Origin of the sequence: Alteromonas gracilis (assembly GCF_036870955.2) — a bacterium.
Lineage (GTDB): Bacteria > Pseudomonadota > Gammaproteobacteria > Enterobacterales > Alteromonadaceae > Alteromonas > Alteromonas gracilis_A.
Genome location: NZ_CP145482.2, coordinates 578,318 through 602,649, shown reverse-complemented (window position 1 = coordinate 602,649; position 24,332 = coordinate 578,318). Strand labels below are relative to the sequence as shown.

Genomic DNA, 24,332 nt, shown 5'->3' with positions numbered 1-24,332 from the left:
CTTTTAAGCACTTGTTGGTGTTTATAAGGTGACCGTCTCGAAAACGCGGTGCTGATTGCGGCCGTTTTGTTTCGCTTCGTAAAGCGCCTGATCGGCAAGCTCAAGCCAGCCCATTGAACCTTTAAAATTGGTATCAAATTGGGCAAGCCCTAAGCTAACAGTAAAGCGAATGACCTGTCCTTCATGCTCTACCTCTAACCGTTCAGCTAGTTGCCGTATACGTTCTGCAACCACTTTAGCGTTACTCACGGCCGAGTCAGTTAGTATGATGGCAAATTCCTCGCCGCCATAGCGCCCCGCCAAATCGGTCTCTCGAATGCAGCGTTTAATCAATGCCGCGAGCATCTTGATGACTTTATCACCCGCTTGGTGGCCGTAGGTATCATTGATACGCTTGAAGTGATCAATGTCTAACATCATAGCCGTGCTTGGCTTGTCCCGACGCTTGCACAATTTAAACACCTCATCAAAGCGCTCTTGCCAATAACGACGATTGTAAAGCCCTGTTAGCCCGTCAACTCGGCTCGCCACTTTCAGCTCTTCGTTGAGGTGTTCCATACCCAACTTACCTAATGCTTGCTCGGTGACATCATAAACGAGCATACAAAACTGCTCGACGTTTCCAGACTTATCGACAATAGGAAACATAGTGACATTTTGGTACATATACTCTGCGGCACAAGTCACCGGGCGGTTACAGCCAAATTTAAAGAGATATGGACGCTGTTCCCAAATGATGAACACGGGGCTCTTAAGGTTAAAAACAGGATCAACCTTTGTCCGAAGCCACTGCTGGTCAATATCAGGAAAGTGGCTAAACACGCTGCTACCTATTACGTCATGCGCGCGTTTTCCTCCATGGTTCTCCATGAATTTATTCCACACCTGTACTTGAAAATTGCGATCTAAGATGACGACGCCAACCTCTATAGAACTTAATAGTTCAGCGGGTAGCGTTGTGGCCGCAGCGAATGAAGATGGCGTTATTGAGTCTGTTACGTTACTCATAGACCGTCCTTGTCATCATTGAGAAGTCGAGCATAAAGCTGGTTAATCGCGTCACCGGGAAACAGTAAAAGCAGGTCGAATGAAATATCTTGTGCTTTGATGGCGTAGCCAATTTCGATGGCTAATAGCTTACCCCATCGATGGACATTGTCACTTAATAGTGTCGACAGCCCTTTGTGCTGCCCAAGCAATACCGGGTGAGTATGGTTAAATTCAACCTTTAGCTGTTCAGACAAGCCGTTCAAGCATGCTCCAATAAGAATGTTAGAGACATCCATAAGTGCTTCTAGCGCCAAGTTTGCGGGTGAATCAGAAGGAGGATACTTCAGCAACTCGACAATATTTTGTGAATTGGTGTCACTAAATATGACCAATGCCTCACCGCTTATCCCTTCACTAACAAACCCTTTCGATACAGCAGACACCTGTTCATTGCGATTGATGTCTGCAACAGCCATAGATAGCTCATTACTTTCAATAAGGTTAACGTTAGGAATGGGCAAATCGATAAATTCACCCAGCAACTCAGCAAGATTTTCCCCGGCTCGCCCCATGGCTATATTAACCATTTCACGGCACGCATCTAGCTTGTCTTCTTCAGACGTACTGGTTTCACTAACGTGGCTAGCGGTGGATTCGGCTTTACCACTGTATATGCCATAAGAAGACAGAATATGGGTGAGTTTTTCGTTGTCGATAGGCTTGCGAATGAAATCTAGCGCTCCCAGAGCAAGCATGCGTTCTCTTGCTTGCGCTTGAACATCACCAGACACCACAATAACCAAACAGGGTAAGTCTTCTTCACGAATAACTTCCATTGTCTGATAGCCATCCATGACAGGCATGTTTAAGTCCAAAAAGACCACATCACCCTTACCCTCTCGTATCAGGGTAAGCGCTTTATCGCCATCTTCAGCAAACGAAATATCAACATCCCACCCATCAGGAATACTGCGCGCCATTTGACGTCTAGCGAAACCAGAGTCATCGCAAATCAATATAGGAGTACTCATAAGTGACTCCTATATGGCTACGGGTGCTTTGATATGTGGATGTGCTTGATAATTTTTAAGCTCGAAATCTTCAAACGTAAAACCAAAAATGTCTTTAACTTCAGGATTAATTTCCATAGTAGGACGTTCAAACGGTTCTCGGCTTAATTGTAATTCCACCTGCTCTAAGTGATTAGAGTACAAATGGGCATCGCCTAGCGTATGAATAAAATCACCGGGTTCAAGGTCGCACACTTGCGCCATCATCATGGTCAACAACGCATAGCTGGCAATATTGAAAGGCACCCCTAAAAAGATATCGCCACTGCGCTGGTAAAGTTGACAACTGAGCTTGCCGTCAAGCACATAAAATTGAAATAGCGTGTGGCAAGGCGGAAGCGCCTGCTTGCCCATGGCAGCATTTTCTTTTGGCGAATAGTTGGTATCTGGGAGCACCGCAGGATTCCAACCACTGACGATAAGGCGTCTTGAATCAGGATTATTCTTTATTTGTTCGACCACCTCAGCGATTTGGTCGACAGAGGTGCCGTCACCTCTGTCCCAGCTTCGCCATTGATGGCCGTAGACAGGGCCAAGTTCGCCTTCATCTGTGGCCCACTCGTCCCAAATGCTTACGCCATTCTCTTTCAAATACGCGATGTTGGTTTCACCTTTAAGAAACCACAGTAGCTCATGAATAATTGATTTAAGGTGACACTTCTTCGTTGTCACCAGCGGGAACCCTTCCTGTAGGTTAAAACGCATTTGGTAACCGAAGACACTAAGTGTTCCCGTTCCGGTTCGATCTTCCTTTTTCACACCCGTATCACGTACATGGCGCATTAGAGCGAGATATTCTTTCATCGTTATTCTTATATTTTTTTACGGTTCAACATGATTATTTTTGCGTGTATAAGCGCGCACTAGTAATCCTATTCCTAAAGCGATCATAGGTAAACAAAGAAGTTGCCCTTGGCTTAGTCCCATTTGATATAAGCCAATATGCGCATCGGGCTCTCTAAAGTATTCGACAATAAAACGGAAGCTGCCATACCCAAGTAAGAATAAGCCGCTTACTGCACCCACGGGACGTATTTTAGCTGAAAATAGCCATAGCATGGCAAATAGCACCACACCTTCTAATGCAAACTCATAGAGCTGTGACGGGTGACGAGGAACATTGCCCGCATTAGGGAAAATCACTGCCCATGGTACATCCGTGCTTCTACCCCATAACTCAGCATTCAAAAAGTTGCCTATTCGACCTGCGCCCAAACCAATTGGTACCAAGGGGGCAACAAAATCGCCGAGTTGTAAAAACGTGGTGCTCATTCTCTTGGCTTGCCAGAACAACGCGGCTAGCACACCCAACAACCCCCCGTGGAAGGACATACCGCCCGCCCATATTTTAAAGAGATACATGGGGTTTTCGAGGAACATACCGAATTGGTAGAAAAAGACATAGCCGATGCGCCCGCCTAAGATGACCCCCACAAAGCTCCAGAACAGTAAATCACTAAGTTGTTCTCTACTCCAGGATGTCTGCGAGAGACGCTTTTGAGCGAGTAAATACGCTGCAATAAAGCCCACTAGATACATAAGTCCGTACCAACGTACACTTAGGGGCCCTACGCTAAAAATAACGGGGTCGATACTGGGGAAAACCAGGTAACTGCTCTGTTCCATTATGTTATTCAATTCCTAAAATCATTCTTATACTGACCAGTACAAGCAAACACGCCAACATCGACTTTAATACGCGAACGTTAACCCGTTGACCTAACTTAGCGCCAATGTTCGCTGTAAACATCGATGTGGCTACTATGCCCGCTGTTGCAGGTAAGTAGACATATCCTAAACTGTGCGACGGTACCGCAGTTTCTTGAAGACCCGCCACAATAAAGCTAGCCGTTCCGAAAACCGCAATGACTAAGCCGCAAAACGCGGCACAGCCAATTGCAGCGCGCACGTTTACTTTAAACCACACCAGTGCAGGAACAAGTAGCGCGCCGCCACCGATGCCCATTATTGCGCTAAGTGTGCCAGCCACAGTACCCACAACACCCAGTGTTGCTTTAGACGCTTCATTATCTGAGGCTTTTTGCTTGCCAAATATCATTTGCGCGGCTATCAAAATTACCAAAACAGCAAACACATCTTTAAGGGTTTCCCCTGAAATGTGGGCTGCCACCTGCGCACCAACTACCGCGCCAAGGGCAATACCTAAACCAGTATAAAATACCACTTTGGCTTGAATATTACCCAACTTGTAGTGCGCAAAAGCCGAAGACATTCCGGTAAAAATAATGGTTGAGAGCGACGTCGCAATAGCCACAGGCATAACGGTTTCGGTGGTCATTCCCATAAAATGCACTAACAGATAAGACAGCGCAGGAACGATAATTAAACCGCCACCTATGCCCAACATTCCCGCTAAAATACCCACTACCGATCCTAGTAGTAAACAACATACTAAGATGACAACCATAGGTTCCATTTGCTATTCCTTTGAAATTTCGCGCACAAGCCTATCACACACACTCATCGAGAGCATGCATAGCGTGTACAAATCAGGGTACCTATTAGGTTGTACTAACGTAAATGCTTACGCGCCTGCTCGAATAAGACCACCAAGACCTTTGGTTTCTAAATACTCGTTCAGATGCACAAACACTTCTTCTTGGCTTACAGACGTAAGCGCCAACGAAAGTAACTGCTTACACTCCTCGAGTGTTACTTTTCGTATCAGCCAGTTAATCTTTCTCAAGTTGAAACCGTTCATACTAAGGCGACGATAGCCCATTCCCATCAGAAGTAGTGCACCTGCAGGCTCACCAGCAATCTCACCACAAATAGTTACAGGCACCTGACTTTGATTTGCTTTTTGCACCACGTCATAAAGCGCACCTAGCACCGCTGGGTGATAACTATTGTATAACCCTGCCACACGGGTGTTATTTCTATCTACCGCCAAAAGGTATTGGGTTAAATCGTTACTACCTACGGAAAAGAAATCTACGTGTTTTGCCAATTGGGGCAGTTGATAAAGTACCGACGGCACCTCAAGCATTATGCCCAGCTTGGGCCTATTCAAGGTTTTGTTTTCTGCAGCCACTTCATCAGATATTTCATAATACGCCTGATTGATAAGACGTTTAGCCTCTTGTACTTCTGACACTGTAGAAATCATTGGCAACATAATTTGTAGATTGCTCAACCCCACGCTCGCGCGCAGCATGGCCCGTACTTGTACCAAGAAAATTTCTGGGTGGTCCAGCGTCAAGCGAATACCGCGCCAGCCAAGAAACGGGTTTTCTTCGTTTATTGGGAAGTAAGGAAGCGGTTTATCCCCTCCAACATCCAAAGTTCGCATGGTAATAGGTAGCGCAGGGGCGGCCTCTAACACTTGACGATACAAACTTACTTGCTCTTGTTCTGAAGGAAAACGCTCGCGCAGCATAAAAGGGATTTCGGTGCGGTACAGCCCCACACCAGCGCCAATCTGCTCAGCATTTAACTCAACTTCGGCCGACAATCCCGCATTGATATAAAGCGACATTCGGCAGCCATCGATACTTTCACAAGGCTTATCGGCTTCGGCATCAATTTTTTCGGCGATGGCCGATTCTTCTTCGATTAGCTGTATAAATTCAGACTTGATGTTGCGCTCAGGAGAAACGATGACTTCGCCTGAGTAGCCATCAAGCAGGATTTCTTTATCTTCTAGCAGAGATGGCGTCACGTTCTGACAGCCCATAACTGCAGGCACGCCCATAGCGCGCGCTAAAATTGCCGCATGGGAGTTGTTAGACCCGCGAATAGAGATTATGCCCTTGAGTTTGTCGCGGGGAAATTCAGCCAGCATAGGGGCTGATACTTCGTCAGCAACCAGAATGCTGGCCTCGGTGATTGTTTTTTCTTGTACCTGCTGGCCGTTCGCTTCATAAAGAATGTTAGCTAAAATACGGTCCGACAAATCGACAATGTCAATGGCACGTTCTTGCATGTAGGGGTCGTCCATGGCTTGAAAGCGCGCGGCATAACCTTCTACTACCATTTTTAGTGACGACGCAGCATCCCATCCTTGGCGAATTTTTTCCTCTACCTCGCGGCCCAAACTATTGGCATCTAAAAGGTGATGGTACAGCTGGAAAATCGATTTAACATCATCGGGAATGCCATCGTCTAACCGCTTTGACAGCGCATCAACATGGCCTCGCGTGATTTCCACCCCTTTGCGGTAAAGCTGTATTTGATCTGACGGCGAATGGGCGCGTTTAACCACCCAGTTTTTCAAGTTAACGGATTTGTCAGGGGAAACCCCTTTACCTATGGCTAAACCAGGAGAGCCCGCAATACCACGCACATTTTTTTGTTGCGCCACGCTATCGGGAGAAGACGATAGTGTTAATGCTCCACGAATATCTGCGTTAGTAATCTCAAGGGCTAACTGCGCAGCTAGCGTAACAAGAAACGCTTCCTCATCTTCGCTAAAGCGTCGCATCTGCGATTGTTGTAAGGTAATAACGCCTAGAACACGTCGCTGATTGATAATAGGGGTACCCAAAAAAGCGTTGTAATTTTCTTCTTTAACTTCTGGGTAGTGTTTAAAGCGGGGATGGTTGTGCGCATTAACCACATTCAGTGGTTCTTCGCGCTGTCCAACAAGGCCGATCAACCCCTCTTGAAAGCCAATGCGAACCTGTTCAACCGCATCTGGGTGAAGTCCGTCTGTGGCCTTTAAAATAAATTCTTGAGTATCGTAATCAGCAAGGTAAATAGAGCAAGAGTCAACGTTAAGAGTTTGCTTAACCCGAGAGGCTAAACGAAACAACGCTGTGTCTAGTGCAGGAATTCTATTCATTTCCTGCACTATCCGTTTAAGCGTGGTTAACATTGCACCTGTGTTACTTTGGTTACTCACCCGTTAATCCTTGATTACTCTTGGTTGTGCAATGAGTCACGCAGCTTCTGCGCTCCTTCGCTATCAACCACGCCTGCGTTTTTTACCACGTTTAGCACCTAAGCCACTTGGTGGCGCTGCTGTGTACGATGCTGCGCAGACAATACCACCTAGGTGAGAACTCTTTCATCACACGTCGATATACATCGCGCTTAAACGACACAACATTGCGAATAGGGTACCAATAACTTACCCAACGCCAATCATCAAATTCAGGATGACCTGTTTTTAGTACATTTACGTCCTTCTCGTTACAGTCAAGCTGTAGCAAGAACCACTTTTGTTTTTGTCCAATACAAACAGGATTGCTTCCTTGACGAATTAATCGCTTCGGCAGTTTGTATCTAAGCCAGTTACGGGTAACACTTAAAATAGTGACATCTTTCGGTGTCAGCCCTACTTCTTCGTGAAGCTCGCGGTACATAGCTTGTTCGGCAGATTCCCCTTCATCAATTCCGCCTTGAGGGAACTGCCATGAATGTTGACCATAACGTCTTGCCCAAAATACTTGACCCATTTTGTTGCAAATCACTATGCCCACATTCGCACGGAATCCATCGGCATCTATCACATAGACTCCCGGGCACACTATACTGTTATATGTTTTCATTCTTCCACAAACTATGCTCCAATCATAGTGTTAATATTCACTGTCTCTTAAGGTTTAAAGAAAATAACTAACAATATGCAGCCCCCTTCGACGCCCCCACACTCACCAGACGACCTATTAGCCCGTTGCCATGCCATAGCGGGGCTGACATTGGGCGAGCTTGCCGAAATGGCTAACGTTGCCATTCCCGCTAATTTACAACGTCATAAAGGGTGGCCGGGCATGCTGATTGAAAAGTGGTTAGGTGCGAGTGCGGGCTCTAAACCACAGCAAGATTTTCCCGAACTGGGCATTGAGCTAAAAACCATTCCCATTGATGGTCAATTTGCACCACTGGAAACGACATATGTTTGTTTTGCTCCTCTTCTTATGCCACCCGGCATTACGTGGGAGACGTCTAACGTACGCAACAAATTGCAGCAAGTGTTGTGGTTGTAGGTAGAGGGCGACAGGCAGATCCCGCTTGCTGAGCGTCGTGTTGCTACTGGTTTTTATTGGCGCCCTAGCGAAGGAGAAGACAAGATATTAAAAGATGACTGGGAAGAGTTAACCGAACAAATAATTACCAGCCACGTTGAGTCGATTACCTCAAGACAAGGCAATGCGCTTCACATTCGCCCAAAAGCCGCCAACGGTAAAGTACTAACCGATGCCCTAAACCCCGAGGGTGAGAGAATAAAAACGCGCCCACGCGGCTTTTATCTTAGAAAAACATTTACCCATCAGATTCTGATGAATGCGTTTTTTGCTTAGCGGCTTAGATGCAAAAACCAATGGGCTTGCTAGGACGTTATCGCCGCCCTAGCGCTGTTTTAGATGTTTGACCAAATACTCACTAAGAAACTTTTCAGACTCAACGCCTAAGCGTTTTGCCACAGCCGCGACCTTAGCGTCACTGTGCAATAACACGTTCTTCGCATACTCTAGGCGATAGTGAAAAATAAAACGCCTAAAGTTTTTTCGCTGTGACAGTCTCAATGCAAGGGCAAGTGATGTGGGGTTTAAGTCAGCGCCTTTGCAAAACTCCTCGATAGTAATGAAGCGCTTTTTATACACCTTTGACTCGATGGTGTATCGCTCGGCACGAGAGATAATGCTGCTAATTTCATACGGACTAGGTTTACCTGTCTCCAGACGCTCAAAGTCCAATGGAGAAGGAGATGTACGGCGCACAAAAGTAAGAGAAAACAACACCACCAAGATAGCACCGCCTAGCATGAGATGATGGAAACTTTCCCAAAATGGTACTGACAGAAAACCGAATGTGGCCGCGGTAACCAACAATATACTCATAAAAGCGATACCCACCAAACTGCCCATAACACCCGCTAAACGCGGAGTTTTTAGCCGTTTAATGTCCACCGCGTGCTCAGGTAGGTGACGATGATACAGTTGAATTTGCTCTGTGATCAGTATGCCAATAAGCAATACACTAAACCCTGCAAACAACGACGCTATGTATGCTGGCCACAACAAAAAAGGCTCTCCAGTGGGTGACTGAACAAACCACTGCTGCTTTTCTTGTTCGGCAATGAGCAGCATACTTAACTGCGCTATGCCCGTTACTATGGTTGGCCACCACAGTCTGCGGCGCGCTGTAGCATTGGCTATCAGCATGGGTTTGATTGCGCGATAGCAGCATGTGACAGCGATAACCGCAAACACCTCAGATAGACCATACAAGTAAGCAAGGTCGAAAGCGCTAAACATGCGTAACCACTCGTCAAACATAAACAGTGGCCAACACACAAAGGCACCCACAAGATAACGCCTACTGGTTAAATTAACTTTTAGATAAATTAGCCTGACTAAGCCTGTGCAATACAGGGCTATCAGGGCAAAAAGAAGATAGTCATACATCGTTGTTGTCATTGACACTGCCCTTCCCTGTCACTGTGTCTCATCACCAATAGATCTCACGCTGCATCGCTACTTTTCGCGTGCGTTCCATCACGCGGATAAGCGTTGCTAGCTTTTCCGATGTCCACTTTCTTAGTTCATCGTTTAGTTCGACATCCGACTCGTCAATAGATTGCTTAAGCATAAGTAACGCGTTTAATTCATCAATGCCCGTAAGTAAATCTAACCATGGAGCACGAAAATTTCCACGTTCCTCAACAAATAAGTCGCCTAACAAGAAGCCGCTCCACAGAGTTTGTCGCAACAAAATTTCTACAGCTGTATAATTTGCAGGCCCCATTGTTTTATTTAATGGCATACTTTGCTGTACCGTTTGCCAGCCTTGCGACAACCATCCTTTGGCATGGTCGAGTACCGGGTGGTCAAAGCCAGTAGCCATATTTTGCCACGGCTTGTTTTGAATAAGCTTTATCGCATGCACTTTTATGTCAGTGGCATCGTTGTCGAATAACAATTTTTTCGGTTCGTGCGCATGCAGCAAGCCAGCTTGACGACCTTGCAAATAGCTTACAATGGCAGGTTGCTTACTTAACGTTTTATTGAACATGCTCTTTTTAGAAAGCAGGTAACGTAGGCTTTGTAAGTCATCTTGCCAGCTCCATTTCTGCGCGTGCGCGACAAGCTTTTTATGCAGTGATAGCAACTCTGGGCACTGTAACATAAGCAGATATAAGGAAACGCTTTGTAGCAGCAGTCTGATGCTTTTTTCAACTTCTGCCAGCATTTTTATCGAACCGCTTTCACAATAAACATGTTCATGGTGCTGCCAGTGCGCCAATGCCATCTGCACCGCAAAGCAGAATGCATCTTCTGTGGTAGTTGTATCCTCAAGTGCTAAGAAGTCAGGTAGGTGCCTGACTTTCGCATTAAAACCATGCAGTAACTGATAGCCTTGAGCAGCCTTTGAGACATCGCTAAGCCTTACAGGCATGTTGTCATTTATCAGCGAGGCAAGCGTAAACAAGCTGTTGATATCGCCAGACATTAGCTCAAGCTCTATCTCATTGATTGGCGAACTTGCTTTGTCTGTGCAAGCCTCACCGCAATCGAGCACAATTTCTACGGTACTACTGCCGACGTCAACCACATAGGCATGTCGCGTGAAATGCGTGCTGAATTGCTTCGATAGACTCATATTTTTGTCGGCAACGTCCCAGTCTTGCGGCCACACTGAAGCGTCAAACAATTGTAAATCAGGCGTCGCGTTATCAAGGGGAACATTAAATTCTGAGCGTTGGTGCAGCCCACCGCTAACCACGCCATTCGTTTTTAGCGTTTGCTCATATTGCCCGTCATTACCACGTACGCGAAACCCCATTTTTCGCTGCTGAAAATCAAGTTTATCAGTATCGTAGTAATCATTCTCTAGGCGCATCTCTTTATGCGACTTAATGTTTATGGAATGCTTCTCAAATAGAGGTAATATGCTTTGGGAAAAAGCGTGGTGGGCATCTTCACCCGTAACAAATTTTAATTCAATTTCAGACATGGTTGCGCTAAGCACAGCTTTAGATGTTGACACCTTACCTTTGTCGGTCACTTTTCGCAAACTTAGACAAAAGTGGAACAAGCTTGCCTTTATGGCGGTCAACCAATACCATCTTTATGTTTTAAACTCAGAATTGGATTTCATATGATTCGAAAGTGGTTAGCAGCAGCCCTTATTGCATGCTCTTTTCAAGCATTTTCGCTACAGGACACCGCCGATTTAGACGCATCGTCATCGCACTACATTCGAGACGATCTGTTTGTATTTATGCACGCAGGACCAGGAAGAAACTATCGCATTCTTGGTTCTATTAATGCAGGAACCCCAATTGCGGTGCTAGAAAGAGATAATGACGCTGAATTTACCCAAATAAGTGACGACGAAGGGCGCACGGGTTGGGTAGAAAGCCGCTTCGTATCAAACACTATGTCACAAGCAGAACAGCTACCGCTGCTTCAAGAGCAACTTGCAGATAGCCAAAGTCGCTTGCAAGGCGCGCAATCAGAAAATGCTCGCCTGCGTCAGCAACTTAATGACGCCCGACAGCAGGTTTCGCAACTCACGACTTCCAATGAAGAACAAGCTGGTGAACTCTCTCGTCTTAACGCAAAGGTAGAGAGCGCGAATAAAGATGAATTGGTAACGTGGTTTACTCGCGGAGGCATGGTAGCTTAGCGCCGGAATTTTGCTTGGTGTGCTGCTAACCTATTTGCCCAAGCGCAAGCGCAGAAATAGCGAATGGATGTAAAAAAAGCCAGCATAACTGCTGGCTTTTTTGTTCGTGCTCTAATAACGCAATTTACTCGTCATCTTCAACCAAAGTCATTAACGATGTGTTACCACCGGATGCGGTAGTATCAATACTGATCGTTTTTTCAGTCATCAAACGTTGAATAAGGTTGTCGTTATACTCAGCAGTAATAACTGGCAATATTGCCCCTTCACGAGATGACAACATTGCTGTGATACGCGCGGTACGTTCAGTATTTGAATCGACCACCACACCAGACAGATCTTCATCCATCAATAACGTGTCTAAGTGCGCGAGACGTGCAACTTGGAATAACCCTTTTGGCGCACCTGTCGACTCAAACTTGTTTTGAATTTCTACGGCTTCGTCGTAGAAAATTTCAGAGACAACAGACACTACAGGGTTACTCGGTAGATAGTGCAGTCACAATAGATAACAACCAATACTCGAACGTTACGTCTTTGTCGGCAAAACATACCAATATACCGCGCGGTTCAAGATAAAGCTTGTTCGACTCACCCGTTGGGCCAGGTAATGTTTGCGGTTTCGCTAACTTGCGTTCAACGCTGGTAAGCTGTTGACGGGCAGTCGCTAACGTACGGTTTAAGTCATCGGCTAACTCATCAACAATGTCTACTTTCGCTATTTTAGCAAGCAGCTGACGGACCATTGATATACGGTCGTTAAGTGGTGTATGACGCCACTGTATTTCAACCGCTTTCGCTTTATCCATCATCACATTGGCACGTTCAGCAATTTTTTCATCGCCCACAAGTGCTGAGTCAGTGGCATCTACGTCATCGATATGCGATGGCTTAGGCGTTGCACGCTCAACCATCAGGCGGGTTAAGTAGTTAGGGCCACCCGCTTTCGGACCAGTACCAGATAAACCACGGCCACCAAACGGCTGAACGCCTACAATGGCACCAATCATATTACGGTTAATGTATACGTTACCTGCACGGCTCTTCGCGGCGAGTTCACTTGCACGTTCTTCAATGCGCGAGTGAATACCCATAGTAAGGCCGTAACCAGTGCCGTTGATTTGATCTAGGACATTTTCGAGGTCCTTCGACTTGAAACGAACAAGGTGAACAACTGGGCCAAACACTTCTTTTTGCAGTACATCAATGCTCTTGATTTCGTACAATGTAGGCGCAAAGAAAGTACCGTTTTCAAAGCCTTCAGGCATGTCATTGCGATAAAGTAGCTTGCCCTTGTCTTCCATATATTGCTGGTGATCGGTCAAGCTCTTCAGTGCTTTTTCGTCAATCACAGGGCCTACATCGGTCGCAAGCTGCGTAGGGTCACCAACACTGAGTTCTTTCATCGCGCCGATAAGCATATCAGTAAGATCGTCAGCGATTTCCTCTTGTACAAAAAGCACACGTAGCGCAGAACAGCGTTGACCCGCACTTTGGAACCCGGAATGAATAACGTCGTCTACCACCTGCTCTGGCAATGCAGTAGAGTCGACAATCATACAGTTTTGACCACCTGTCTCTGCAATAAGAGGCACCTGCTCGCCACCACGCTCAGCAAGTACCTGCGAAATTAGCGTGCCTGTTTGAGTAGAGCCTGTGAACATCACCGCTTTAATGCGCTCGTCTGGTAGCAAGGTATCGCCTACCGCTTTACCAGGAGACACGATGAGTTTTAGCGCATCTTCAGGTAAACCAACCGATTGCATAATATCCACAGCGCGCTGCGCAATAATGCTGGTTTGCTCGGCGGGCTTAGCGATAACCGTGTTACCCGTTACCAAAGCCGCGGCAACCTGCCCCAAGAAAATGGCAAGTGGGAAGTTCCAAGGACTAATACACAGTACCACGCCACGAGGAAGTAAACGCTGATCTTCGGCCAGTTCTTCGGCGCGAACGGCGTAATAGCGACAGAAATCCACGGCTTCGCGCACTTCGTCAATACTATCTTGTGCAACCTTACCGGCTTCGCGCATACAAATGGCGATAAGTTCTGCCATGTGACGCTCTAATGCATCTGCAGTGCGATTTAAAATCTCAGCACGCTCTTGCACATCGCGCTTCGACCAAGCTTCAAACCCTGTTTGTGCTTCATCAAGCGCCGTCTGCATTTGCTCCGGCGTGGCGTAGTGATGATAACCCACTATGTCATTATGGTTTGTCGGACTTAATACTGGCGTGGCCCCCTCAGGCACATCACCTGTCACTTTGTAATAGTCCTTCCAACGCTCTAGCTCGTGTTTAAGCGCAGTCACCGCGTTTGTATCGGTAAGATCAAGTCCTCGCGAATTGTCGCGTTCAGGCGCGTACAAGCCGCGTGGTGTTTTGATTAGCTTGTTATAGCGTACTTTCAAGCGCTGGGTTTTCTCAACAGGATCTTCAAGTAAAGACTCTACCGGCTTTTCATCATCAACAATGGCATTAACGAATGAAGAGTTCGCACCATTTTCAAGAAGACGGCGAACAAGATAAGCCAACAGGTCTTCATGCTCACCAACAGGTGCATAGACACGGCACTGAATTTTATCTTGCGTTACCACTTGGTCGTATAACGTATCGCCCATGCCGTGAAGACACTGGAACTCAAAACCTTCTTTGTCATCTCCTGCTAGTTCAACAATCACAGACGCGGTGTATGCATTGTGAGTCGCAAACTGCGGATAAATGGTATCGCGATACTCCAGCAAGCGGTTAGCACATGCGTGATACGACACATCTGTTGATGACTTGCGTGTAAATACTGGGAATTCTTCTAAACCAGCTTGCTGGGTAAGTTTAATTTCTGTGTCCCAATAAGCACCTTTTACCAGGCGCACCATTAACGGACGGCCTACTTCCAAGGTTAGCTCACGTAGATGCTCAATAACGTGAATAGCACGTTTTTGGTATGCCTGAACCGCAAGACCAAAGCCTTCCCAACCGTTCAGGTCGTTGTCGCGGAATACTGCTTCGATGATATCGAGTGATAGCTCAAGACGGTCGGCTTCTTCCGCATCAACTGTTAGACCGATGTCGTATTCTTTTGCCATCATGCACAGGGCTTTTAGACGCGGAGGAATGTCCGCCATGGCGCGTTCACGGTGTGAAAACTCAAAACGCGGATGTATTGCCGATAACTTAACCGAAATACCAGGCGAACGCTTTGGACCACGGCCATTGGCCGCTTTACCTATCACCTTTATTGCTTTTACGTATGCATCATAATAGCGGTCAGCATCACGCATGGTGCGCGCGCCTTCACCAAGCATATCGTAAGAATATACATACCCTTTGGTTTCTTTGTCTTTAGCTCGCTCTACCGCATCTTCAATGGTCTCGCCCATAACAAACTGGCGGCCCATGACGCGCATTGCGATGTTCATTGCACGGCGAATAACAGGTTCACCTAAACGACCAAGGGTTTTCTTCAATAAACCAAACTGTTCTTTTTTACGTTTGTCGGCATAGTTAACCATGTTGTAGGTGAACAATAAGCCCCATGCAGATGCATTTACAAACAGCGACTCTGAATTACCAAGGTGTGGCGTCCACTGGCCTTGTGATAATTTGTCGCGAATAAGCTCATCTTGCGTCGCTTTGTCGGGTACGCGAAGTAATGCTTCGGCCAAACACATCAATACCACACCTTCGGCGGTAGACAGTGAGTATTCATTTAGCAGCGCATCTACACCACCGTGTCCCTCTTGTTCACGACGAATTTGAAGCACCATTTTACGCGCGCGCTCCCAAGCACGACTTCGCGCTCGAGGGTTCACCTCTGCTATAGGAAGAATTTGATCCACCGCGACTGATTCGCTAATGCGATAATAGTCTCTTATGCGCTGGCGTAGGGGTGATGTTGTATGAAGTGTGTCGTTAATGAGCATTGCAACCCTTTCATAGAAATAGCTGTAATAAAAAAGCGTTCCCACCGTGGTTAGATGCACCACGGTGTCATGGAAGCGGCTAAAAAACAAGCGAAGTCGAAACTTCACAATTACGCATCAGTCTTCTTTTTAACTTTATACTTATGGATGAAGATCACGATGACGCCAAATTCGCGCGGATGTTAGCACACAAAAAACTCCTGCCAAGCTCTTACCAGCAAAGTTTTTGCAAACAAGCCTGAATAGAAAGTCCACGTACGTTTACGGAGCGTTTTACAGGCTTTTTTGAAAAATTACCGAAAGGCTGAAGACTTCAAAAAACCGTCTACACTTAGTAAAAAAATAAAAACCTTTAATGGCAAGTAGGTAGGTAGCTATGTGGTTAAGAAATTTCAGCCTGATCCAACGCCTAGGCATTATTATTGCCTTAATAATTTTGCTGTTTATTGTGCTCACAGGTTTAGTACTAAACCGCCATTTTGACGCACTCAAGCAAAAGTCTTACGAAGAAAACCAGCACTTGGTAGAAGTCGTTCACACCATGCTCGGCAGCTTTCAGTCCCGACAAGATATCAGTGAAGATGTTGCTAAACAGCAGGCATTGGAGGCCGTAAGGGCGCTTCGCTACGATGGCAATAACTACTTTTGGATCCAAGACGATACGCCAAGCATGGTAATGCACCCTATCAAGCCCGCACTGGAGGGTGATGATCTACGCACGTTCAAAGACGGCAATGGCGATACCTTTTTTGTAGAAATGGCGCGCTTAGTGAAATCAAAAGGAGATGGGTTTGTCGATTATGTTTGGCCCTTACCTGGCGAAACTGAGCCCACTGACAAAATATCGTATGTAAAACGATTTTCTCCCTGGGGATGGACGGTTGGGTCTGGAATTTACCTTACTAACCTCGAGAAAGAATATGCGCACATGCGAAACGTTATGATTGTGTTTTGTGTGGTGAGTGTAGCGTTAGTTGTACTGCTTATTTACGTTATTGGCGGCAGTATTGTTAAACCTGTGCAAGAAGTCACTGAGCGTATGAAAGACATTTCACAAGGCGAAGGCGACCTAACGCGTTCCTTGCCTGAAAGCGGTCAGGATGAGGTCACCCGTTTAGCGCGATATTTCAACCAATATACAGAGAAAATGCGTCAGTCGCTGTTGGGAATACGAGAGAATATTCACTCATTAACTCAGCAGGCTGAACTGGTAGAAAATTCGAGCAAAAGTAGTAACCAACAAGCGCAAGATCAAAATGAGAATATGCTGCAAGTTGCAGCCGCTATGGAACAAATGACGTCTCAGATTAATGAAGTCAGTCATAATACTGATTCGGCTGAGAATAACACCAGCAGTGCGCGAAGCAACGTGCAGCAAGGCGCGCAAGCGGTAGATAGTACTGTCAACGACATACGCTCGCTAACCACAGATATAGAAAGTGTGAGTACAGTAGTTACCGAACTGGCCGCACAGACCGACAGCATTGGTGCGGTACTCGATGTCATTCGCGGCATTGCAGAACAAACTAATTTGTTGGCGCTGAATGCGGCTATCGAGGCTGCACGTGCAGGCGAGCAAGGACGAGGTTTTGCGGTAGTCGCTGATGAAGTGCGTACGCTGGCAAGTCGAACTGGACAAAGCACCGACGAAATTCAAGCGATGATAGAAAAGCTGCAAAGTCATGCAAAGGCTGCAGTTGATGCCGTGAAGGTAAGCCAGGCGGCATCGAGCAAGACAGTGGATACTGCCAGTCAGGCCAACCAGAATCTCCAAGAAGCAGACAGGCTAATGACTGAAATTACTAACATGAGTAGCGAGATTGCACGCGCAACCGAGCAACAAGCTGAGGCTGCAAACGAGGCTAACATGCGTATAAATGCCCTATCAGGTGCTGCTGACAACGGCTTACGCACGGCTGATGAATTAGCATCAGCAAGCCAAGCTTTGCGAGCCAGTTGCTTAGCTATCATGGAAATAGCAGATCGCTTCAAGCTGTAAAATACGTTACTACTCGTTTATCGGCGCGCTGTGTGCTATCGCCCCAGATCAGCGCCGCATTTCTGTATCTTCGATGCTGGAAGATTGCATGCCAGTACATTACACTGAATTTCCGTAGAAAAGTCGTTTTCGTTTTGTAAGAAAGAAGTGGCAAACTAAAGTGGCGGCCTTTTCGTAGCAAAGTGGTATCGTCGCAGAACATGGTTCTATTACAGCGCGGCGCAAGCGCACTAAATGTAGATTAAATCAAGGAGTGGGTAATGAGTAGCGACAGCAAGGGTAAACCGGTATTACTATGGGTTGGTGGCTTTTTCGTTACCGTATTTTTAGTTTATTTTTTATTTGCCAATACCATTATCAAAGCAATTTTGGAGTCTAAGCTTGGCGAGTCTTATGGCGCCGAGGTCAACATTGACGAATTTGACCACTCTTTGTTTCCCACTACGGTTACCCTCAAGGGCATTGCACTAACCAACCCTACTAAGCCTGCCTACAACCAAGTGTTTGTGGGAGAGGCCAATGCGGATGTGGCGCTTGCTCCTTTACTAAAAGACGAAGTTATTGTGAATAACCTCAATCTTCTTGAGGTGCAGTTCGATACCCAGCGCGCGGCTCCTGGAGAGGTGTATCGCGTGCCAGAGCGGTCCTTGTCATTTGATGAAATGAAAGCTAAGGCAAAAGAGGCCGTACCTTCGGTAGATGAGTTGCTTGAACGTAACCCGCTCAAAACAACAGCGGCAATTGAGCAGGCTAAAGCGACATATGACACCTTTGGTGCAGGTCTTAAAGAAGACTATAAAGCCCTCCCTGACAAATCGCGCATTGACTACTATAAGACACAAATTGCGCAGTTAAAGGAAACCGACTACAAAGACCCTCAAGCACTGGTTCAAGCCAAGTCAGCGTTTGATAAGTTAAAAGAAGAAATTCAAGCTGATAGAACGCTAATTACACGCTTTACTGAAAAAGCATCCGATGCCAAAGCCGCACTGAGTGCCAGCGCAGAAGCACTAAAAAATGCACCAAAAGAAGATTATGCATTATTAAAGGGCGTGATTGCAGGCGATCAAGCCGCGCTGTCGCAAGTTACGTATTTTGTCTTTGGCGACAAAGCAGCTGAATACACCGAATATTTAATGGCGGCAATACAAATAGTTATGCCACTTATTCAAGGTGAAGAAAAAAGCGAGGCTCCTGCCGACATCCCTTCAATCTTGGTCAAGGAAGCCAATGTCTCTGTACTGTGGCAAAACGAGTCCATTACCAGTAAATGGAACAACATTACCAATGTGCACGAAGTCTTCGGCAACCCCACCACATTTACCATTGAGGCGGCGGGCGATTTGCTTAAATCATTTACCTCAAGTGGTGAGTTTTGGATAGATGCAAACGGCGTGGATGCGAGTCAGGTATGGCAGCTTGCTTAAGCGTAAATATGTCAGACGTGTCGTTTAGTACCAACGAAGCGCTTAACGCAGTGCTTAAGTCAGCGTTAATGAAAACGACGGGCTCGATGACGGTGACAGACAACATGCTTTCGGGGACTGGCGAAGTCGACCTGCAGAAGCTGGTTATGGAAGCGAGCCGGTACAAGCGACATCACAAGTGCAATCGCAAAAGCGTTGCAAGGCTTGAGCAGTTTAAATATGACGATGCTACTTGACGGCACCCTGTCTAACCCGGGTTTTAACATTAAGTCAGATTTGGACAACCAATTAGCCCAGGCTGCACTATCACAACTTACCGACAGTCAAAAGGGTAAACTCGACGAGTTGAACAACAAGCTTAATAGCATGATTGGCAATCAGCAGTCTTTGCTGTCTGGCGAATTGGTAGATGTAAACAGCATGCTGAGCGCAGCTCAAGGTGACAACGCTGCACTACAAGAGCTGCTGCAAGCAAAACTAGACAACGTAGTAGAGCAGCAAAAAAACAAGCTGTTGGATAAACTTAAGGGCAAATTTGGTCAAGGTGAGTAACACGCGCGAGTGCGATGCACTGCATGGAACTCACTAAGGTAAGTGACTATTTACATTTTTTGCTGCGATGCGCCTTTGACTCAGGGCGCGTTCGCGGCATAATGTGGGTATTGCAGAGAAAACGACCTCTGCGTTTATGCTAAACCAACTTTCAGGTGAATGTGTGTTGCAAGGTAAATGGCTTCCTATTGTATTGTTAGTGCTGTTGTCACTTTTGCAATATCGCCTGTGGTTCGGCAAAAACAGTATCCCCGATTACTTCAATCGCAAACAAGAAGTACAGGCCCAAGCACTTCAAAATGCCAATCTTGCACAGCGTAACGCGCTGCTAAAGGCCGACATTAATGACTTAAAAATTGGCCTTGAAGCCATTGAAGAGCGCGCAAGAAATGAGCTTGGGCTAATTAAGAAAGGTGAAACTTTTTACCGCATTTTACCAGCAGACACTAAGTGAGTAACATGACTACCCCGCGCGTTGTTGCGGTTATCCCCGCAGCTGGAGTTGGCAGCCGTATGCAAGCCGACCGCCCCAAACAATATCTACAAATTGGGGGCAAGACCATTCTTGAACACACTATCGACACCTTGCTACACCACCCTAAAATAGACCATGTTGTTGTGGCCATTAGTGCTTAGGTGACGCTTATTTTGACTCGCTTCACCTTGATAACGAACGCATAACGGTAGTTCAAGGTGGAAAAGAACGTGCCGACAGTGTGTTAAATGGCATTGCAGAATTAGATGATACTACGTGGGCACTGGTCCACGATGCGGCTCGGCCTTGTGTGGAAGACGACGACATTTCCGCTTTGCTTGATGTTATGCAAAACGAGAGTGTGGCTGGCGGCATTCTTGCCACGCCAGTACGCGATACAATGAAGCGCGCCGCCCCCTCTGGCGAACCTATTGAGATAATTGCTCACACTGAAGAGCGTACTAATTTATGGCATGCATTAACGCCGCAGCTTTTCCCAGCCGACTTATTAAAGAGAGCCTTACACGAAGGTTTAGCCAACGGCGCGACGATTACCGACGAAGCTTCTGCCATAGAGCTTGCCGGGTACAAAGTAGCAATGGTAAGCGGCAGCCCCGCCAATATTAAAGTTACGCACCCAGCAGACTTACCCCTAGCTGAATTTTATTTACGACAGAAATTAGAGACGCGTGACAACACTGCGTTGCAAAAAAAGGCACAACCAACATGCGAATAGGACACGGATTCGACGTACATAAATTTGGAGGCGACGGCCCCATTACTATTGGTGGTGTGAAGATAGATTATGATCAAGGTCTACTTGCTCATTCAGATGGTGACGTTTTACTTCACGCACTTTGTGATGCTTTGCTTGGTGCAGCAGCCCTTGGCGATATTGGCAAACACTTCCCTGACACTGACGACGCCTATGCAGGCGCAGACAGCCGCGTGTTGCTTCGTCACGTAGTGAGTGTAGTGAAAGAAAAAGGCTATACGCTGGGTAATGCTGACATGACTATCGTGGCGCAAGCGCCCAAAATGGCGACGCACATTGACACCATGAGAGCGCTAATAGCTGAAGACTGTGGTGTGCATATTGACGATGTTAATGTGAAAGCAACGACGACTGAAAAATTAGGTTACACCGGACGCAAGGAAGGTATTGCTGCTCACGCAGTGGTGCTGCTAGAAAAACTATGAAACCGTTACATACTGACCATTGGCTGTATTATTTCGACAAACCCGTTTCTACGGGAATTTTTAAGTTTCAAGCCGATGACTTTCAAGTTGTTGAAGACTTAGGCTACGAGCCTTGTGGTGAAGGTGAGCATCAATTTATTTTTGTTGAAAAAACCAATACCAACACGGCATATGTTGCTGAGCAACTGGCGCGGTTTGTTAATTTACCGCTTCGCCAAATTACGTACGCTGGCAGAAAGGACAAATACGCTGTTACGCAACAGTGGTTTGGCATTCATGCGCCTGGCAAACCTGATTTTGACTTTAGCACCTTCGAATTAGAAGGCGTTCGCGTGCTTAAACAAGTAAGACATAACAAGAAACTGCGCACGGGCCAGCTTAAAGGCAACCACTTTACAATTACACTTCGCCAAGTGATGCACCCTGAAGCCATTGAAGTTCGACTTGAAGAAATTGCCAAACACGGCGTGCCTAACTATTACGGTGAGCAACGTTTTGGCGTTATGCGTCTTAATGATATGGGCGAGGTACAGCGTGGTGGAAATCTCGTCATGGCCGAGCGTATGGTGAATGGCGAAACCATTCGTCATCGCAATAAACGTTCAATGGCACTTTCTGCACTGCGCAGCTGGTTGTTCAACGAGATGCTATCTAGCCGACTAGAAAAAGGCTGTTTTGATAGCGTCATCAATGGCGATGCGCTGGTACTATCTGGTTCGAATAGCTTCTTTATTTACGATAGCGACAGTGAAGACGAGCGTCATCTTCGCGCACAAGCGCGTTTTGACGATAAAGACGTTTGTCCGTCGGCACCGCTTTGGGGTAAAGGCGACATGCTTGCCGCACATGACGCACAAGCATTAGAAAACGAGGTTGCCCAGCACAATAGCGAAGTCATCGACTTTTTAAGTCAGTGCGGATTTGAGCAGGAGCGACGTGCAATTAAAATCTGGCCTTCGCAGCTTGAATGGCAGAGTAAGGGTGATACATTTACTATTTCGTTTGCGCTACCTAGCGGTTGTTTTGCAACGTCGGTATTGCGCGAATGCGTCGAAACACTATCTCCAATTAACCGTGTGTAATTGAGGTCTCAATGAAAATTCTGATGAGTAATGACGATGGCGTGTTTGCAAAAGGGTTAAGTGTGCTTCACGCCACCCTGGCACAAGCCCACGATGTTACAGTAGTGGCCCCAGATAGAAACTGCAGTGGCGCAAGTAATGCACTGTCGCTTCATCAGCCGTTGCGACTTCAGAAAATGGACAGCGGGTTTTACTCGGTAACAGGCACGCCATCAGACTGTGTGCACTTAGGCATTAGCAAAGTGCTTGAACGCGACCCTGAGCTTGTTGTGTCTGGTATTAATCACGGCGCTAATTTGGGTGATGACGTTGTATACTCTGGCACGGTAGCCGCGGCAACTGAAGGACGCTACATGGGGCTCCCCGCAATAGCGGTGTCGCTAACCAGCAAGGAAGGTAAGCACTTTGAAACAGCGGCCAAAGTGGTTCTGGATATCATTGAAAAGCTTATCTCTCACCCATTGCTTAGCTAATCAGATACTTAATGTTAATGTGCCCGACGTGCCGTATGATGAGCTTAAGGGTATAGAGGTGACTCGCCAAGGCCGACGGCACCGTGCAGAACCTATGATAGAAGATAGCGACCCTTTCGGGCGAACCGTATATTGGTATGGACCCGCAGGAAGTGAACAAGATGCTGGTCCTGGCACCGATTTTCATGCTATTGCTAACGGTTATTGTTCGGTGACACCGTTAAGTGTAGACATGACTGCCTATCAAAGTTTAGATAATATGAAAGCGTGGCTCGCAAAATAATACATACGCGTAGCTGTAAATAAGAATAAAGGAAAGTACGCAACATCATGAGAGCTTCTAGAAAAGGAGACGCGTTAGCACAGCTGCTTTATAACGAAGGAATACGTTCACAAGCAGTTTTAAACGCCATTGCGGGTACGCCGCGAGAGGGCTTTTTGCCCGATACGTTAAAGCATAAGGCTTATCAAAATACTGCTTTGCCCATCGGTCAGGGGCAGACTATCTCACAGCCGTACATTGTCGCGAAAATGACTGAACTGCTGCTAGATAGCCCAAATAAGCCAGAAAAAGTACTCGAAATCGGCACGGGTTCTGGCTACCAAACTGCCATTTTGGCGCAACTGTTTGCCAAAGTATTTAGCGTAGAGCGTATTAAGTCACTTCAATTTCAAGCCAAGCGAAGAATGAACCAGCTCGACCTTCATAATATTGCAATGAAACACGGTGATGGTTGGAAAGGCTGGGCATCTAAAGGACCTTACGATGCGATTATCGTAACTGCTGCCGCAGCAAGTCTTCCCCAAGATTTATGTGATCAGCTAAAAGAAGGTGGAAGATTAATTATCCCCGTAGGTAACGAACAACAGTCGTTGCTGTGTATAGATAGGATTGAAGGTGAGCTCAAAACCACGACCATAGAATCGGTGAGGTTTGTTCCCCTTGTTGCAGGAGAGCTAATGTGAAGCTTTTTGAGCCGTGTTATGACATGGCATTGCGCTGGGCGAGACATCGTCACGCAACCAAGTATTTGAGTGGTCTAAGCTTCTCGGAATCTGTGTTCTTCCCTATCCCACCCGATGTTATGCTTGCCCCAATGGCGTTGTCGCAACCCAGCCGCGCATGGCAATTCGCTTTTATTACGACAGTTGCGTCTATTCTCGGTGGCATCGCAGGTTATTGGTTAGGTTATTTTGCGTTTGATGCGTGGCTGGCGCCGCTTATTGAGAGTTGGGGTTATACCCATAAACTTGAAACCACCATGAATTGGTTTGAAGAATACGGCATTTGGGTGGTGTTCTTAGCCGGGTTCTCTCCTATACCCTACAAAATATTCACCATCAGTGCTTAAGCGTATTGCAAATGGCCTTTATCCCGTTTGTTATTGCTTCTGCCATTGGACGAGGCGCGCGGTTCTTTTTGGTTGCCGCCTTGATGCGCTGGGGTGGTGCAGCCATGGAGCAAAAACTTCGCCAGTACGTTGAAATTCTGGGGTGGGCCGTGGTACTCATAGCCGTTGCGGCATACTTAATACTGCGATGAT

At 46.6% G+C, this 24,332-nt stretch carries 20 protein-coding genes and 4 pseudogenes; 13 read left to right on the top strand and 11 right to left on the bottom strand.

Annotated elements, in window-relative coordinates:
• Positions 1 to 21: 21 nt before the first annotated feature.
• The 7 genes from V6N89_RS02970 to rppH form a co-directional block, all read right to left on the bottom strand.
• On the bottom strand, positions 22 to 1,008 hold the full coding sequence (locus V6N89_RS02970) for a sensor domain-containing diguanylate cyclase (protein ID WP_338520094.1): 987 nt from the start codon (positions 1,006 to 1,008) through the stop codon (positions 22 to 24).
• Positions 1,005 to 2,021 (bottom strand): response regulator, encoded by a 1,017-nt coding sequence (locus V6N89_RS02965; protein WP_338520092.1) that lies wholly within the window; start codon positions 2,019 to 2,021, stop codon positions 1,005 to 1,007. The genes V6N89_RS02970 and V6N89_RS02965 overlap by 4 nt, the downstream gene beginning before the upstream one ends.
• Before the next feature lie 9 nt (positions 2,022 to 2,030).
• Positions 2,031 to 2,864 carry a thymidylate synthase gene (locus V6N89_RS02960; RefSeq protein WP_338520091.1) on the bottom strand — a complete coding sequence of 278 codons (834 nt, stop codon included), beginning with the start codon at positions 2,862 to 2,864 and terminating at the stop codon, positions 2,031 to 2,033.
• Between the two features lie 18 nt (positions 2,865 to 2,882).
• Entirely contained in the window at positions 2,883 to 3,686 is an 804-nt protein-coding gene (gene lgt / locus V6N89_RS02955) for a prolipoprotein diacylglyceryl transferase (protein WP_338520089.1), read from the bottom strand.
• Between the two features lie 4 nt (positions 3,687 to 3,690).
• A complete protein-coding gene (locus V6N89_RS02950) occupies positions 3,691 to 4,497 on the bottom strand; it encodes a sulfite exporter TauE/SafE family protein (protein ID WP_338520087.1) in 807 nt (268 codons plus the stop codon).
• A gap of 108 nt (positions 4,498 to 4,605) precedes the next feature.
• Positions 4,606 to 6,897: a phosphoenolpyruvate--protein phosphotransferase gene (gene ptsP, locus V6N89_RS02945; RefSeq protein ID WP_346993774.1), complete on the bottom strand. Its 2,292-nt coding sequence runs from the start codon at positions 6,895 to 6,897 to the stop codon at positions 4,606 to 4,608.
• 118 nt (positions 6,898 to 7,015) lie between these two features.
• Positions 7,016 to 7,534, bottom strand: coding sequence for an RNA pyrophosphohydrolase (gene rppH, locus V6N89_RS02940; RefSeq protein ID WP_346993375.1), 519 nt, complete (start codon positions 7,532 to 7,534; stop codon positions 7,016 to 7,018).
• 114 nt (positions 7,535 to 7,648) lie between these two features.
• On the opposite strand from rppH, the pseudogene mutH reads away from it, so the two are divergent.
• Positions 7,649 to 8,326 (top strand): annotated as a pseudogene (mutH, locus tag V6N89_RS02935) (DNA mismatch repair endonuclease MutH).
• A gap of 48 nt (positions 8,327 to 8,374) precedes the next feature.
• Here the strand turns inward: mutH and V6N89_RS02930 are convergent.
• Positions 8,375 to 9,445, bottom strand: coding sequence for a DNA mismatch repair protein (locus tag V6N89_RS02930; RefSeq protein WP_338520082.1), 1,071 nt, complete (start codon positions 9,443 to 9,445; stop codon positions 8,375 to 8,377).
• 31 nt (positions 9,446 to 9,476) lie between these two features.
• Entirely contained in the window at positions 9,477 to 10,982 is a 1,506-nt protein-coding gene (locus tag V6N89_RS02925; protein WP_346993773.1) for an inorganic triphosphatase, read from the bottom strand.
• A 144-nt stretch (positions 10,983 to 11,126) separates the two neighbouring features.
• Here V6N89_RS02925 and V6N89_RS02920 point away from each other — a divergent pair, with 144 nt between their 5' ends.
• A complete protein-coding gene (locus tag V6N89_RS02920; RefSeq protein WP_338520080.1) occupies positions 11,127 to 11,657 on the top strand; it encodes a TIGR04211 family SH3 domain-containing protein in 531 nt (176 codons plus the stop codon).
• A 124-nt stretch (positions 11,658 to 11,781) separates the two neighbouring features.
• Here the strand turns inward: V6N89_RS02920 and V6N89_RS21670 are convergent, their stop codons facing one another.
• Together V6N89_RS21670 and putA are read right to left on the bottom strand one after the other, a co-directional pair.
• Positions 11,782 to 12,129 (bottom strand): hypothetical protein, encoded by a 348-nt coding sequence (locus V6N89_RS21670; protein ID WP_431189761.1) that lies wholly within the window; start codon positions 12,127 to 12,129, stop codon positions 11,782 to 11,784.
• Between the two features lie 7 nt (positions 12,130 to 12,136).
• A complete protein-coding gene (gene putA, locus V6N89_RS02915; RefSeq protein WP_431189782.1) occupies positions 12,137 to 15,580 on the bottom strand; it encodes a bifunctional proline dehydrogenase/L-glutamate gamma-semialdehyde dehydrogenase PutA in 3,444 nt (1,147 codons plus the stop codon).
• Between the two features lie 376 nt (positions 15,581 to 15,956).
• Between putA and V6N89_RS02910 the strand changes: the two genes are divergently transcribed.
• The 11 genes and pseudogenes from V6N89_RS02910 (at position 15,957) to V6N89_RS02860 (ending at position 24,331) form a co-directional block, all read left to right on the top strand.
• A complete protein-coding gene (locus V6N89_RS02910) occupies positions 15,957 to 17,579 on the top strand; it encodes a methyl-accepting chemotaxis protein (protein WP_338520079.1) in 1,623 nt (540 codons plus the stop codon).
• Positions 17,580 to 17,839: 260 nt separating this feature from the next.
• Complete coding sequence (locus V6N89_RS02905; protein ID WP_346993374.1) at positions 17,840 to 19,006, top strand: TIGR03545 family protein; 1,167 nt, start codon at positions 17,840 to 17,842, stop codon at positions 19,004 to 19,006.
• On the top strand, positions 18,991 to 19,242 hold the full coding sequence (locus V6N89_RS02900) for a hypothetical protein (RefSeq protein WP_346993373.1): 252 nt from the start codon (positions 18,991 to 18,993) through the stop codon (positions 19,240 to 19,242). Before V6N89_RS02905 ends, V6N89_RS02900 begins: the two co-directional genes overlap by 16 nt.
• Positions 19,226 to 19,558: a hypothetical protein gene (locus V6N89_RS02895; RefSeq protein ID WP_338520076.1), complete on the top strand. Its 333-nt coding sequence runs from the start codon at positions 19,226 to 19,228 to the stop codon at positions 19,556 to 19,558. The genes V6N89_RS02900 and V6N89_RS02895 overlap by 17 nt, the downstream gene beginning before the upstream one ends.
• A 163-nt stretch (positions 19,559 to 19,721) precedes the next feature.
• Complete coding sequence (ftsB, locus tag V6N89_RS02890) at positions 19,722 to 20,012, top strand: cell division protein FtsB (protein WP_338520203.1); 291 nt, start codon at positions 19,722 to 19,724, stop codon at positions 20,010 to 20,012.
• A 5-nt stretch (positions 20,013 to 20,017) separates the two neighbouring features.
• A pseudogene (gene ispD / locus V6N89_RS02885) lies at positions 20,018 to 20,769 on the top strand (2-C-methyl-D-erythritol 4-phosphate cytidylyltransferase).
• Complete coding sequence (gene ispF / locus V6N89_RS02880) at positions 20,760 to 21,233, top strand: 2-C-methyl-D-erythritol 2,4-cyclodiphosphate synthase (protein ID WP_338520074.1); 474 nt, start codon at positions 20,760 to 20,762, stop codon at positions 21,231 to 21,233. The pseudogene ispD and the gene ispF overlap by 10 nt, the downstream one beginning before the upstream one ends.
• Positions 21,230 to 22,315 carry a tRNA pseudouridine(13) synthase TruD gene (truD, locus tag V6N89_RS02875; protein WP_338520072.1) on the top strand — a complete coding sequence of 362 codons (1,086 nt, stop codon included), beginning with the start codon at positions 21,230 to 21,232 and terminating at the stop codon, positions 22,313 to 22,315. The genes ispF and truD overlap by 4 nt, the downstream gene beginning before the upstream one ends.
• Positions 22,316 to 22,326: 11 nt before the next feature.
• Positions 22,327 to 23,071: pseudogene (gene surE, locus V6N89_RS02870) on the top strand (5'/3'-nucleotidase SurE).
• A 47-nt stretch (positions 23,072 to 23,118) separates the two neighbouring features.
• Positions 23,119 to 23,754, top strand: a complete 636-nt coding sequence (locus V6N89_RS02865) for a protein-L-isoaspartate(D-aspartate) O-methyltransferase (protein WP_338520071.1) — start codon at positions 23,119 to 23,121, stop codon at positions 23,752 to 23,754.
• Positions 23,751 to 24,331 (top strand): annotated as a pseudogene (locus V6N89_RS02860) (YqaA family protein). The gene V6N89_RS02865 and the pseudogene V6N89_RS02860 overlap by 4 nt, the downstream one beginning before the upstream one ends.
• Position 24,332 lies beyond the last annotated feature (1 nt).